Below are 14,372 nucleotides of genomic sequence, written 5' to 3'. Positions count from 1 at the left end.
TTATCTTATATTGTTCTGATTAGAACTATCATAAATTAGGTTGGAGGAGAAAAGTAGAGTCTCTTCCCTCCCCCTTTAATGTGTACTCTAACGAATGATTTCAAGCTCTTCTATTGGAATATCTAACTTTTCTAATTGCGGGCGAAGCGAAGTCGCGTCACCAACAACGATTATTTGATAATCATTCGGGTCAAACCATTTCTTAGATAGCTCGTTTAAGGTCTCTTTTGAAACCGTTTCAACTATCTGATTACGCTGTTGTAGGTAATCTTCATCAAGGCTCAATGCAACAATATTACTCAACAACCCCGCCTTTTGACTTGGCGTTTCGTATTTAAGTGCATCTTGTTGACCGACGGCAAGGCGCATAAATTTCACCTCTTCGTCAGTTAATCCACTTTGGCTAAACTCATTCAGCTCATTAATAAACTCTTGAATCGATGGAACCGTCGCATTCGCCCTTACCTGCGCGCTAAATACCACTGCGCCAGTTTCACGAGTACTTGCGAAGTAACCGCTTGCACCGTAAGTGTAGGCTTTGTCTTCACGTAGGTTCTGGTTGATACGGCTATTGAAGTTGCCCGCTAAGTTAAAGTTAGCTAACTGGCTCAAATACAATTCACCCGTTGCATCAAACGGCAGGCCTTTACGAACCAAGCGAACAATGCTTTGCGGCGCACCCGGTTTATCGACTAAGTACAGGTGCTGACCAGAAAGCTCTTTGACGATCTGTGGACGCGTTAATGGTGCCGCATCGCCTTGCCACTCTTCAAAGAATTGTAGCTGTTTCCCTACCTCTTTCTTCGAGATGTCTCCCACAACAACAATATTGGCACCTTCTGGTGTGTAATGTTGCGCATAGAATTTTTTCACATCGTCTAAGGTCAATTTCGATAGAGATTCCTTAGTACCATCACTTGCACGAGCAAAAACAGTGTCACCAAACAGCACTTCACGGGTTGCTTGAGAAGCCATCCAACTTGGCTGCTGATGCTGATACACAACGCCTTCTAGCATCTGTTTCTTAACGCGCTCAAAATCTTGCTCATCGAACTTAGGATCGAATAGAACCTCTTGCACAATCGCTAAGGTTTGAGGCAAGTTTTTCTCTAGCGTCGAGACTGAAATATCTGTGGTGTAGCTGCCCGCACTAATGCTCACGCTGCTACCAAGTTTATCTAAGGTCGCTTGTAACTCTTCAACGGTTCGTTTAGTTGAGCCTTCTTCCATCATCGAAGCCGTTAGGTTCGCTAGGCCTTCTTGCCCTTTGCGAACATAGCGTTCGCCTGCAGGCAATTGAATTTGCAGCTGTACTGTCGGCGTTTCACTGGTCACGGTACCAATTAAGTCAGTGCCATTTGCAAAGTGCATGCGGTACAACTCAGGCATGGTCGCCTCAACACCAAAGTTCACTTCTGGCATCACACTGCGATCAAAGGTATCCGGTGCCTTTCTGAAATCCAGTTGATCTTCCGTCACCTTGCTGTATTCCGGCAACGTACGTGGTGGCGTGGTAAAGGTCGCTTCACGAACCGCCAAATCGAGCTTTTTCTTAGGAACCACACTCAAGGTAACCTTGTGCTTACCTTCGATGAAATCTTGGTATGCCTTGCTCACGCTCTCAGGCGTCACCGCTCGGATTTGATCGAGTTGTGATTCAATGCGATCAGGCTGACCATAGAAGGTTTGGTTCGACGCGAGTTGCGACACCTTACCTTTAACGCTTTGCAATGCAAAAACAGCATTCGCTTCGGCCATGCCAGTGATCTGGTCTAAACGCTCTTGCTCAACGCCCTCTTTCGAGAATTGCTCCAGGGTATCCATCAGCTCTTTATTGAGAACCGTCAAATCGCCTTTTTCACCTGAGTTGCCCATTGCATACACGTACATGGTACACGCCAACTCAGCACAATCATGGAAAGAGCCAGCGCTGACGGCCTTCTGCGTTTTTACGAGGTTTTGATATAGGTAACTGTTGGTACCTGAACCTAACACGTTAGACAATGCATTCAGTGAAGCTTGCGTCTCTTCACCGCGATACGTTGTTGGCCACCCCACCAGCACCATCGGCTGACGAATATTGTCTTCTAAGGTGATGTATTTATCTTCTGTTAGAACAGCAGGTTGCTTCTCTGCCGCCTTCACTTCAGGGCCTTGAGGAATTGAACCAAAGTACTTGTTAACCCATTCTAGCGTGTCATCAACGTCGATATCACCACCAATCGTTAACACGGCATTGTTTGGGCCGTACCAACGCAGGAAGAACGCTTTAAGATCATTCACGTCAACACGGTCAAGATCTTCAACATAGCCGATTGGTTGCCAAGAGTAAGGGTGACCTTCAGGGTAAAGCGCTTCGCCCATGCGTTCCCACATCAAGCCGTAAGGACGATTTTCGTAGCTCTGCGCTCGCTCGTTCTTGACCGTGCCTCTTTGAACCTCAAATTTCTTCTGAGAAACAGCATCCAACAAGAAGCCCATTCGGTCTGATTCTAACCACAACATTTTCTCAAGTTGGTTAGAAGGAACAGTTTCAAAATAGTTGGTGCGGTCACGGTTGGTCGTGCCGTTTAACGAACCACCCGCTTCGGTAATGATCTTAAAGTGCTGTTGGTCACCAACGTTCTCTGAACCCTGGAACATCATGTGCTCAAAGAAGTGAGCAAATCCCGACTTGCCTATCTCTTCACGTGCTGAACCGACGTGATAAGTTACATCAACATGCACCAACGGATCGGAATCATCAGGGGAAAGAATAACTGTCAGACCGTTTTCAAGCTGATACTTGGTGTAAGGAATCACTACTTTATCTTTAGAGGGCTTAACCTCTTCTAACAGAGTGACACCTTCAGGTAACGAGGAAAAGAAGGGCGTTGAGCTAGGTACATTGTAAGAACAGCCAGCAATGGCGATAAGAGAAAATGTACCAAGTAAAACCTTTTTCATAGGTTCTCCTTAGAAAAAACCGAAGTAGATAGCAGCAAGTAAGCTATAGCGAGCGGCTTTGCCAATCGCTATCAAAATAACGCTAGGGATGAATTTCATTCTTAGCCAACCCGCAGCGAGACACAAAGGGTCACCAATGATCGGTAACCAACTAAATAACAGTGTCCAGTAGCCATAGCGACTCAGCCAAGCCATAGCCTTATGACCATGCTTTTCAGATTGAGTTCGATTAGGCAACCACAAACCAATCCAATAGTTAGTCAGGCCGCCTAAGGTATTGCCTAATGTCGCCACCAGAATGATCGATGAGGTTGAAAACTGATCTAAGCTCAATGCAGCCACAAGGCTAGCTTCTGAACCACCGGGTAGTAACGTGGCACTCAAGAAGCCACTGATGAAGAGTACCCACAGCGCCGAGTCCGAGAACCACAGCGCGATATTTTCAAAAAGGGAGTTAAAAAATTCTAACACTGCCTATCAACTTTCTTGCATTTTAAGTAGCACCTTGCCTCTGGTGTGTCCGGTTTCAACCTGCAGGTGCGCCGACTGCGCCTCGTCTAACTGGTAGATACCTTGAATTTCTGTTTTGAGCAATCCGACACTGACCATGTAAAGCATGGTGTCCATTTGCTCAGGGTTTGGTTCAACCAGCATGCCTGATGCAGTAAAACCTAATAGTGTTGCTTTCTCACAGATAAGTTCTGCAGATAGAGTCGGTACTGTCACTACTCGCGCGCCATCTTTTAGGCACTTCAATGCATCAAGCGCGGTATCGCCACCGACCAAATCAATCAACACATCGACATCAGATACTCTTTCTGATGCTGGCGCAAACTTATAGTTAATCGCGTGAGCACCTAGCGTCGCAAGGTAATCAAGATTGGCTTCGCTGCAGGTTGTGTAAACCTCAGCTTTTGCTGCCACTGCAATTTGAACCGCAAGGTGACCAACGCCGCCCGCGCCCGCTAAAATAAGCACGCGGTCGCCTTCTTTCACTTCGGCTTTGTTGAGCGCTTGTGCCGCTGTTTGACTCGCAAGTGGTAATGCAGCTGCCGCTTCTAGAGTGACAGAATCAGGAACCATACTTAATGCAGCTTCTGGAACACACACATATTGGCTGTAACCGCCACCTTGCAGTGGAAAACCAATAAAGCCAGCCACGTTATCACCAACAGTAAAGCGTTCAGCCTGTTCGCCTAGCGAGACAATTTGCCCTGAAATATCGTAGCCAGGCACCCAAGGCAGGTTATCTTTGTTTTGTGCTGCCGCCCAACCAAGACCCGCTCGGGTTTTGACATCAATCGGATTAATGCCTGAAAAGGAAACTTTAACCACCACTTCTCCAGCCTTAGGCTCAGGGATCGCACTGGTTTGAATACTTAGGTTTTCGACGCCGCCGAATTGAGTAATCGCAATCTGTTTATTTTCCATTCCACATTTCCTTGATTGATAAAAGCCCTAGTGAGCAAGCACCCTAATTAATAAAAAGAAAGGGATGCGAAAGCATCCCTTTGACTATAAACCATTTAATAAGGCTAAGTTAACCGCTCATTCGTAAATTGACGACCAATTAACGTAACGATACATGACCCAGCAAATCCACTAGCCCACGAGAGCTAATAGAATGCCCGCCGCAACCGCACTACCAAGTACACCGGCTACGTTCGGACCCATTGCATGCATCAATAAGAAGTTCTGAGGGTTTGCCTCAAGACCAACCTTGTTCACAACACGTGCCGCCATTGGAACCGCCGATACGCCAGCTGCGCCAATCAGTGGGTTGATGTCCTCTTTCGAGAATCGGTTCAACACCTTAGCCATCAATACACCACCCGCCGTACCGATACTGAACGCGACCGCACCTAAACCTAGAATACCCAGTGTTTCTAAGTTCAAGAACGTATCCGCTTGAAGCTTAGAACCAACCCCTAGACCTAGGAAAATAGTTACAACGTTAATCAGTTCGTTTTGAGCTGTTTTTGAAAGGCGATCAACCACACCCGCTTCACGCATTAAGTTACCCAAACAGAACATACCAACTAGAGGTGTTGCTGAAGGTAGGAACAAAATCGTCATCAGTAGTACAGCAAGCGGGAAAAGAATCTTCTCGGCTTTGCTAACGTGACGAAGTTGAGCCATCTTAATTTTGCGCTCTTCAGGAGACGTTAACGCTTTCATGATTGGTGGCTGAATGATAGGAACCAAAGCCATGTAGCTATAAGCCGCTACTGCAATGGCACCTAAAAGATCCGGAGATAACTTGCTTGCCAAGAAGATCGCAGTTGGGCCATCGGCACCACCAATGATCGCAATTGACGAAGCATCGGCCATCGAGAACTCCATTCCTGGAACGTAGTTCAGCAAGATCGCGCCAAATAGCGTCGCGAAGATACCAAACTGAGCCGCAGCCCCTAGCCACAACGTTTTAGGGTTCGCAATCAACGCACCGAAGTCCGTCATCGCACCAACACCCATAAAGATCAGCAGTGGGAAAATACCTGTCTCAATACCAATGTAGTAGACGTAGTAGAGCAAACCACCTGGATCAGTAAACCCAGCATTTGGAATGTTTGCTAATACAGCACCAAAACCAATAGGCAGTAGAAGTAACGGTTCAAATCCTTTACGAATTGCCAAGAACAACAGTAAGCAACCAACCAGCATCATACAGATCTGGCCGAACTCAAAGTTCGCAATCCCTGTTTCAGACCATAAGGTCATCAATCCTTCCATGGTACTCCCTTACGCTAAGCTTAGTAGTGGAGCGCCTACAGTAACTGCATCGCCTTCTTTAACATTCAATTCTTGAACGATACCACCACGAGCAGCACGAACTTCCGTTTCCATCTTCATCGCTTCTAGGATTAGTAGAACGTCGCCTTCAGAAACCTCAGTACCCGCCTGAACGTTTACTTTAAAGATGTTACCCGCCAATGGAGCTGGAACCGCTTCAGCGTCAGACGCTGCTACTGGTGCAGCCTGAGCAGGTTTTGCAGATGGCGCCACCGATGTCAGTTCACCTTGTGGGCCAACTTCAACATCGTAAACTTGACCATCAACCTTCACGCTGTAGCTTTCAATACCACCAGAAGCTTGTACAGGAGCTGCAGCAACTGGAGCTGCAACTTCTAGCGTTGGTGCTGGTTCAAATGCTTCAGGGTTACGACGGTTCTTAAGGAACTTAAGGCCCACTTGTGGGAAGAGCGCGTAAGTCAGTACGTCATCAACCGTATCTTCAGCTAGAGAGATACCCTCTGATTTCGCTTTCTCTAACAGATCCGTCGTTAACGTATCCATTTCAGACTTAAGTAAATCAGCAGGACGACAAGTAATCGGCTCTGCGCCGTCTAGAACTTTCGCTTGCAGTTCAGCATCAACCTCAGCCGGAGCTTGACCGTATTCACCTTTCAGTAGACCAGCAGTCTCTTTCGTGATGCTCTTATAGCGCTCACCGGTTAAAACGTTAATAACCGCTTGAGTACCGACAATCTGAGAAGTTGGTGTTACTAAAGGAATGTAACCAAGCTCTTTACGTACGCGTGGGATCTCTTCTAGAACTTCATCCATGCGATCGGCGGCGCCTTGCTCTTTAAGCTGGCCTTCCATGTTAGTTAACATTCCGCCAGGAACTTGAGCGATTAAGATGCGAGAATCGACACCTTTTAGCTGACCTTCCCATTTCGCGTACTTTTTACGTACATCACGGAAGTAAGCCGCGATGGGTTCGATTTGGTCTAGTTTAAGATTCGTGTCGCGCTCTGTACCTTCTAACATCGCAACAACCGTTTCGGTTGGCGTATGACCGTAAGTACAGCTCATTGAAGAAATAGCGGTATCTAGAATGTCGATACCCGCTTCAACGGCTTTAACCGCTGTTGCAGTCGATAGACCAGTTGTCGCGTGGCTATGCAGTGCTAGAGGAACGTCACACGATGCTTTGATACGTGTAATCAGCTCTTCTGCTTCATACGGCTTTAATAAACCTGACATATCTTTGATACATAGTGAGTGACAACCTAGGTCCTCTAGGCGTTTGGCCAAATCAACCCAAGTATCTGAGTTGTGAACCGGACTGGTTGTGTAAGACAACGTACCTTGAGCGTGGCCACCAACGTCGATCGTTGCTTTCACTGCTTTTTCAAAGTTACGTACGTCATTCATCGCATCAAAGATACGGAATACGTCCATGCCGTTTTTATGGGCACGTTCAACAAATTTTTCTACTACATCATCCGCGTAGTGACGGTAACCCAACAGGTTTTGACCACGCAGTAGCATCTGCATTGGTGTGTTTGGCATCGCTTTTTTAAGTTCACGTAAACGCTCCCATGGATCTTCTCCAAGAAAACGGATACACGAATCAAATGTCGCGCCGCCCCAAGTCTCTAGAGACCAGTAACCGACTTTATCCAGTTCTGCCGCAATTGGCAGCATATCTTCGATACGCATACGAGTAGCAAATAGTGACTGGTGCGCGTCACGAAGTACCACATCTGTGATAGCTAGTGGTTTAGACATGCTCATAAACTCCTTTTTAATCCTTTAAATGCTACTTAGCAGTAGACGCACGGTATTGATGAACCGCGGCCGAAATTGCTGCCACTACCTGTGGACTAACAGCTGAAGGGTTTGATTGTGATTTTTGAATTTTTTTAGGTGCTGCGATCGGCTCTGGTACTTCTTCTGGTACCAGTTTTGACATCAACCGAACGAGGTAAACTAGAATAGTTAGGAAAATAAAGACAACGGACATCCCCGTTATCATTAGAGTCGCCGCATCTCCTAGCAGGCTTCCAATATTAGTCATGTTGCTTCCTTTCTTCGTCATCCTGACATACGTACAGGATTTCAGCGAATAGTGATCCCGACCCATGGATTATCTCGATTGGTAAAAGTTTGTCAATTTTGTTTAAGGTTCTGTTACGGATAACGCACACATAAGGTTAATTATTCGCCTATCAGATCACATAAATCTGTCAAATACGTCATTTTTAGATATTTAAACTGTGACTTAAACGGGGCTTTTCTGGGAATTGATATGAGAAAGGTGGAATAACAAAGAAGCAATCAAGAACTACTTTAAATACAACAAGTTAAACAACGAACAAATTTAACATTGTCGCAACAAATTTGCAGCAGACATAAAAAAAGCCTCGTATAAATGAGGCTTTTTCTAATAATGTGGCGCGCTCTGGAGGATTCGAACCTCCGACCGCCTGGTTCGTAGCCAGGTACTCTATCCAGCTGAGCTAAGAGCGCACGGTTTTAATATCAATTCATTGTTACTAACAACAGATCAATATAAGGATTTCATTCTTATAAGAAAGAAGCCCTAAATAGTGGCGCGTCCTGGAGGATTCGAACCTCCGACCGCCTGGTTCGTAGCCAGGTACTCTATCCAGCTGAGCTAAGGACGCACGGTTTTCGATATCAGTATTTCCAATATCAGGAGTTCACAAGGAAACCCTAAAGAGTGGCGCGTCCTGGAGGATTCGAACCTCCGACCGCCTGGTTCGTAGCCAGGTACTCTATCCAGCTGAGCTAAGGACGCGCAGTTTTCGATATCGGTATTCCCAATATCAGGGGTTCATAAAAGAAACCCTAAATAGTGGCGCGCTCTGGAGGATTCGAACCTCCGACCGCCTGGTTCGTAGCCAGGTACTCTATCCAGCTGAGCTAAGAGCGCACGGTTTTAGTATCAATTCGTTGTAAACAACAACTCAATACAAGGATTTCTGTTCTTATAAGAAAGAAGCCCTAAATAGTGGCGCGTCCTGGAGGATTCGAACCTCCGACCGCCTGGTTCGTAGCCAGGTACTCTATCCAGCTGAGCTAAGGACGCACGGTTTTTGATATTAATTTTCGACGAACGATTTATCAATATCAGGATTCACATTCTTATAAGAACTAAACCCTAAATAGTGGCGCGCTCTGGAGGATTCGAACCTCCGACCGCCTGGTTCGTAGCCAGGTACTCTATCCAGCTGAGCTAAGAGCGCACGGTTTTAGTATCAACTTAGTCAATACAAGGACTTTCATTCTTAAAAGAAATAAACCCTTAAATAGTGGCGCGTCCTGGAGGATTCGAACCTCCGACCGCCTGGTTCGTAGCCAGGTACTCTATCCAGCTGAGCTAAGGACGCACGGTGTTCATTCATTAAGAATGAAGTTGTGAAATATATCACATTCTTCTTGCTACGAAGAAAAAAAAAGGCCATCGGCCTGTAATGAATGGCGGTGAGGGAGGGATTCGAACCCTCGATGCAGCTACAAACCACATACTCCCTTAGCAGGGGAGCGCCTTCGGCCACTCGGCCACCTCACCTAATTCATTATTCTCAAATCACTTACAAGTAAGAGAAGAGAGAATGGCGCGTCCTGGAGGATTCGAACCTCCGACCGCCTGGTTCGTAGCCAGGTACTCTATCCAGCTGAGCTAAGGACGCACATTTACATTGTCTAAATTGCTAATTTTAGACTCGCAAGAAATGGCGGTGAGGGAGGGATTCGAACCCTCGATGCAGCTACAAACCACATACTCCCTTAGCAGGGGAGCGCCTTCGGCCTCTCGGCCACCTCACCGTCTTGCGGAGGCACATATTACGTTTTACCGAAAATATGTCAAACACTTTATTGAAAAAAATTGGACAAAAACACTCAACCGTTTGCTATTTAATCAAAGCGCTTGCAAATTGAACTTATAAGATTCAAATCGCGCTTTTTCCCTTAAAAATTAAGGTGAAAGATTGGCAATAATAAACAGCCGAAAACAATTATCTAATTTCTCCAGCAGCAAGTGCTACCGCTGATGGCACAATACTACGGGATGCGTATTTTCGCCATAGGGGAAGCGAATAAATCTTGAGTTTTGCCAAACAAAATACAGAGCAACAGTTCTGTTCAACCTTGTCTGTATCTCGCAGCATCACAAAGCATTCACTTCACCACTTTGAGACCGATCCGTTATCCAACCCATCTATGTCCCAATCAGTGTTTCGGTTCCCCAAGATCAAAAAAGGCTAGCAACAATGCTAGCCTCTTCTCTACGCAAAAGTATTAGTAGTTGCCAGATGCAACGTTACCATTACCTTTTTCAGCTTGAATGCGCATGTAGATCTCTTCACGGTGAACAGATACTTCTTTAGGTGCGTTAACACCGATACGTACTTGGTTACCTTTAACGCCTAGTACAGTAACTGTTACTTCATCACCAATCATCAGTGTTTCGCCAACGCGGCGAGTCAAAATTAGCATTCTTTGCTCCTTGAGTAATCTCTAAATTTATCTAGCTACGAGAGCATTATCCAACAAAAGTTATATTTTCGTAAACTATCGATTGAGTTTATTTAACCAAAATGCACTTCTTTTTTAGGATAACCCTGTGTTTCACGCGCTACGATGTATGCATTGTGTAATATGTTAGCAGCCATATCGACTTGCGTTGGTGATATCACCAAAGTTAAAGACTGCTGCTGCAATAAGTGATGCTGTACATCAATTTCGCCTTCAGACAACAATCCATGTGAACTGACCACAATTTCTTGTGTTCGGCTTCCTACCACAGTTAACAAACTAACCTGTTCACTATTACGGATTTTCTCAGCAAAAACTAGTTTTAATTTGGCACTTATGTCTTGTTTAATAATGAGTGCTGCCCGTTCTGTTTCCTCGATCACACTACAGACTTCGATCCCCAACAGTTGGCAATGTGAAATGAAAGACGGTAAATCTTCATTCAAACACTCGATACGCACCATATCTCTTTGGATGGCGATGCCAGCAATATCATTCAAACACTGATTACCCGCGATCAATGTGCCCTCGCCTTGTTCAAAGCTTGAAAGCACTCGCAATGACACGTTGTGCTGCCATGCATACTGAACACAAGGAAGGTGCAATACCTTAGCGCCTCGGCGAGCCATCTCTTCCATAGAAGGAAAGTCTAAAGTATCTAATTTCTGAGATTGTTTTACGACTCTAGGGTCACAAGAGTAAACACCATCTACATCAGTATAGATCTGGCATTCTTTCGCCTGCAAGGCACCTGCAAGCGCGACCGCTGTAGTATCTGAACCACCGCGGCCTAATGTCGTGATATCACCTTTCGCATTGAATCCTTGAAAGCCTGCAACAATAACAATCTGGTTGTCATCTAGCAGAGCTTGAATCGGAGCAGTATCAATACGCTCAATCGCTGCATTATTATGATTAGAATCCGTGTGTATCTTGGCTTGATAGCCAGTCATCGATGTCGCTTCATAACCTAACTTGTGTAACGTCATTGCTAACAAGGCCATGGAAACTTGCTCGCCAGCCGTTAACAACACATCCAGTTCTCTAGCGTTTGGTACGCTATCAACTTGCGTGGCTAAATTAACTAACCGATTTGTTTCACCAGACATAGCAGAAACGACAACCACGATCTGGTTCCCTTCATTTTTCGCTTCAATGATTTTTTCTGCTACATGATGGATTCGTTCAATTGAACCCACCGACGTTCCACCAAATTTCTGCACGATAAGAGGCATTTTCACCCGTCCTCACCTTCCCAAGACCAATGTCTATATATGACAAAAAAACACATACTCCGCGTCAGGGCGAAGCAATAAAAAATTAACCAAGGAGTCTAACGCCACCATTAGACTTCTTGGTTAATCTCAATCAAACCTTGTTTAAACACACTTCCAATAGGCAAAATAAAAGATGCCCAATCAACTGATTGGGCATCTTTGTATCAATTACTTAAGCTTAAAGACGCTCTTCTAGCCAAGTACGCACAGATTTAAGCGCTTCTGGCAGTGCTGCAACGTCTGTACCGCCCGCTTGAGCCATATCTGGACGACCGCCGCCTTTACCGCCAACTTGCTCAGCAACCATCTTGACGAGATCACCCGCTTTTACTTTGCCGATTAGGTCTTTGGTTACACCAGCAATCAAGCCAACTTTACCGTCTGCTACGTTCGCGATCAGGATGATGCCGCTACCTACTTGGTTTTTAGCATTATCAACCATAGTACGTAGGTTCTTGTTGTCTGCGCCTTCAATTGCAGCAACCAAAACTTTAGTACCAGAGATGTCTTCTACTTTGCCCATGATGTTTGCGCTTTCTGCAGCAGCCATCTTTTCTTTAAGCAGTTGGATTTCTTTCTCTAGCGATTTCGCTTTCTTAGCTGACTCAGCCAGTTTCTCTTCGTAAGCGTTAGCTTGAGCTTCTACTGCATCTAGTGCAGCTTCACCTGTTACCGCTTCAATACGACGAATACCCGCAGCAATACCACCTTCAGAAGTGATCTTGAATAGGCCGATATCACCTGTGTTTGAAGCGTGGATACCACCACAAAGTTCAGTAGAGAAGTCGCCCATAGATAGAACGCGAACTTCATCATCGTACTTCTCGCCAAACAGTGCCATTGCACCTTTTTCTTTCGCTGACTCGATGTCCATGATGTTCGTTTCAATCACATGGTTCTTACGAACTTGTGCGTTAACTAGACGCTCTACTTCTTTAATCTGTGCTGGTGTTACCGCTTCAAGGTTAGAGAAGTCAAAACGTAGGTTGTCTGGCTTAACTAAAGAACCTTTCTGAGCAACGTGCTCACCTAGCACTTCGCGCAATGCAGAGTGAAGTAAGTGAGTGGCAGAGTGGTTTAGTGAGATAGCAGCTCGACGCTCAGCGTCAACCGTTGCTTCTACTTTATCGCCCTTAGCAAATACACCTTCAACTAGCTCACCGTGGTGCGCAAATGCGTTACCTAGCTTCTGAGTGTCTTGTACTTTGAAAAGACCCGACGCTGTTTTTAGTGTACCAGCATCACCACATTGACCGCCTGACTCAGCGTAGAATGGTGTCTCTTCAAGGATGATGATTGCTTTGTCGCCAGCCGATAGTGAAGCAACCTCTTCGCCGTCAACGAATAGCGCAGAGATTTCACCAGCACCTTCAGTTGCTGTGTAACCACAGAACTCAGTGTTGGTGTCTACTTTGATTGTCGCGTTGTAATCCGTGCCGAATTGGCCTGCTTCACGTGCACGCTTACGCTGTGCTTCCATCGCCTTCTCAAAGCCTTCTTCATCGATAGTAAAATCGCGTTCGCGAGCTACATCGTTAGTAAGGTCAGCTGGGAAGCCGTATGTATCGTAAAGTTTGAAAACTGTTTCGCCGTCAAGCTCTTTGCCTTCAAGTGCATCTAGTGCGTCATTAAGAATAACCATGCCGCGCTCTAGCGTACGACCAAAGTTCTCTTCCTCAATGCGAAGTACTTTTTCAACCAGCTCTTGCTGTTTCTTAAGTTCATCTGCCGCAGAGCCCATCACTTCAGCCAGTACGCCCACAAGTTTGTGGAAGAACACGCCTTGTGCGCCAAGCTTGTTACCGTGACGAACTGCACGACGGATGATACGACGTAGAACGTAGCCACGACCTTCGTTTGAAGGCATAACACCGTCAGCAATTAGGAATGAACAAGAACGGATGTGGTCAGCAATAACGCGTAGCGATTGGTTAGATAGATCGTCATGACCAACAACTTCCGCAGTCGCTTTGATTAGCTTTTGGAATACATCAATTTCGTAGTTAGAGTGAACGCCCTGCATGATTGCAGAAATACGCTCAATACCCATACCTGTATCTACAGCAGGCTTAGGTAGCGGTTCCATTGTGCCGTCAGCGTGACGGTTGAACTGCATGAATACGTTGTTCCAGATCTCGATGAAACGGTCACCATCTTCTTCAGGTGTACCAGGACGGCCGCCCCAGATGTGCTCACCGTGATCGTAGAAGATTTCAGTACATGGACCACAAGGACCTGTGTCACCCATCGTCCAGAAGTTATCAGACTCGAACTGTTTACCGCCTTCTTTGTCGCCAATGCGAACGATACGGTCAGCAGGAACACCTACTTTCTTGTTCCATATATCGAATGCTTCATCATCTGTCTCGTATACCGTTACCAGTAGACGATCTTTTGGCAGTTGAAGAGTTTCAGTCAGGAATTCCCAAGCAAATCCAATCGCTTCTTCTTTGAAGTAGTCGCCAAAGCTGAAGTTGCCTAGCATTTCGAAGAACGTGTGGTGACGAGCCGTGAAACCTACGTTTTCAAGGTCATTGTGTTTACCACCCGCACGTACACAACGCTGAGCCGTAGTTGCTCGAGTGTAGGCACGCTTTTCGGCGCCTAAGAAGCAATCTTTGAATTGGTTCATACCTGCGTTAGTGAATAGCAGGGTTGGATCGTTATGTGGAACTAACGATGAACTGTCTACGATTTGGTGTTCTTTGCTCTCAAAGAACTTAAGGAACGCGTTGCGAACCTCATCAGTGCTCATGTACATGCAGCTCTTCCTGAAAATAGTCGAGTTAGAATTTTGCCGTATTGTAGATCATGGTTAAGGCTTCGACTAGTTTTCTTGTAGAAAAGACACCCTTG

The 14,372-nt window shown here is 45.8% G+C and carries 9 protein-coding genes and 10 tRNA genes; all 19 read right to left on the bottom strand.

Annotated features, from left to right (window positions below; genetic code table 11):
• Positions 1 to 87 precede the first annotated feature (87 nt).
• The 19 genes from AB4185_RS00515 to alaS all read right to left on the bottom strand — a co-directional run bounded on the left by AB4185_RS00515 (position 88) and on the right by alaS (position 14,277).
• Complete coding sequence (locus tag AB4185_RS00515) at positions 88 to 2,946, bottom strand: pitrilysin family protein (RefSeq protein ID WP_017063228.1); 2,859 nt, start codon at positions 2,944 to 2,946, stop codon at positions 88 to 90.
• A gap of 9 nt (positions 2,947 to 2,955) precedes the next feature.
• Entirely contained in the window at positions 2,956 to 3,417 is a 462-nt protein-coding gene (locus tag AB4185_RS00510) for a YqaA family protein (RefSeq protein ID WP_017059555.1), read from the bottom strand.
• Positions 3,418 to 3,423: 6 nt separating this feature from the next.
• The gene (locus AB4185_RS00505; protein WP_017065778.1) at positions 3,424 to 4,377 is read right to left on the bottom strand and encodes an NADP-dependent oxidoreductase; all 954 of its coding nucleotides are present in this window, start codon (positions 4,375 to 4,377) and stop codon (positions 3,424 to 3,426) included.
• Positions 4,378 to 4,548: 171 nt separating this feature from the next.
• The gene (locus AB4185_RS00500; RefSeq protein WP_019825842.1) at positions 4,549 to 5,679 is read right to left on the bottom strand and encodes a sodium ion-translocating decarboxylase subunit beta; all 1,131 of its coding nucleotides are present in this window, start codon (positions 5,677 to 5,679) and stop codon (positions 4,549 to 4,551) included.
• Positions 5,680 to 5,688: 9 nt separating this feature from the next.
• Positions 5,689 to 7,464 carry a sodium-extruding oxaloacetate decarboxylase subunit alpha gene (oadA, locus tag AB4185_RS00495; protein WP_017059560.1) on the bottom strand — a complete coding sequence of 592 codons (1,776 nt, stop codon included), beginning with the start codon at positions 7,462 to 7,464 and terminating at the stop codon, positions 5,689 to 5,691.
• A 31-nt stretch (positions 7,465 to 7,495) separates the two neighbouring features.
• The gene (locus AB4185_RS00490) at positions 7,496 to 7,753 is read right to left on the bottom strand and encodes an oxaloacetate decarboxylase subunit gamma (RefSeq protein WP_004741884.1); all 258 of its coding nucleotides are present in this window, start codon (positions 7,751 to 7,753) and stop codon (positions 7,496 to 7,498) included.
• A gap of 375 nt (positions 7,754 to 8,128) precedes the next feature.
• Positions 8,129 to 8,205: transfer RNA gene (locus tag AB4185_RS00485), tRNA-Arg, on the bottom strand.
• 81 nt (positions 8,206 to 8,286) lie between these two features.
• Positions 8,287 to 8,363 (bottom strand) — tRNA-Arg (locus AB4185_RS00480).
• 57 nt (positions 8,364 to 8,420) lie between these two features.
• A tRNA-Arg gene (locus AB4185_RS00475) sits at positions 8,421 to 8,497 on the bottom strand.
• A gap of 58 nt (positions 8,498 to 8,555) precedes the next feature.
• Positions 8,556 to 8,632 (bottom strand) — tRNA-Arg (locus AB4185_RS00470).
• Between the two features lie 79 nt (positions 8,633 to 8,711).
• Positions 8,712 to 8,788 (bottom strand) — tRNA-Arg (locus AB4185_RS00465).
• A gap of 80 nt (positions 8,789 to 8,868) precedes the next feature.
• Positions 8,869 to 8,945: transfer RNA gene (locus AB4185_RS00460), tRNA-Arg, on the bottom strand.
• A 67-nt stretch (positions 8,946 to 9,012) separates the two neighbouring features.
• A tRNA-Arg gene (locus AB4185_RS00455) sits at positions 9,013 to 9,089 on the bottom strand.
• A gap of 89 nt (positions 9,090 to 9,178) precedes the next feature.
• Positions 9,179 to 9,271, bottom strand: a tRNA-Ser gene (locus AB4185_RS00450).
• Positions 9,272 to 9,315: 44 nt separating this feature from the next.
• A tRNA-Arg gene (locus AB4185_RS00445) sits at positions 9,316 to 9,392 on the bottom strand.
• Positions 9,393 to 9,435: 43 nt separating this feature from the next.
• Positions 9,436 to 9,528, bottom strand: a tRNA-Ser gene (locus AB4185_RS00440).
• 474 nt (positions 9,529 to 10,002) lie between these two features.
• Positions 10,003 to 10,200 (bottom strand): carbon storage regulator CsrA, encoded by a 198-nt coding sequence (gene csrA / locus AB4185_RS00435; RefSeq protein WP_004415691.1) that lies wholly within the window; start codon positions 10,198 to 10,200, stop codon positions 10,003 to 10,005.
• Positions 10,201 to 10,292: 92 nt separating this feature from the next.
• On the bottom strand, positions 10,293 to 11,474 hold the full coding sequence (locus AB4185_RS00430; protein WP_017063224.1) for an aspartate kinase: 1,182 nt from the start codon (positions 11,472 to 11,474) through the stop codon (positions 10,293 to 10,295).
• 220 nt (positions 11,475 to 11,694) lie between these two features.
• A complete protein-coding gene (gene alaS, locus AB4185_RS00425) occupies positions 11,695 to 14,277 on the bottom strand; it encodes an alanine--tRNA ligase (protein ID WP_017063223.1) in 2,583 nt (860 codons plus the stop codon).
• Between the last annotated feature and the right edge of the window lie 95 nt (positions 14,278 to 14,372).

The organism is Vibrio sp. 10N.286.48.F5 (assembly GCF_041469785.1).
GTDB lineage: Bacteria > Pseudomonadota > Gammaproteobacteria > Enterobacterales > Vibrionaceae > Vibrio > Vibrio crassostreae_C.
Note: the sequence above shows the minus strand (reverse complement) of the source record. Positions and strands in the feature narration are given on the sequence as shown.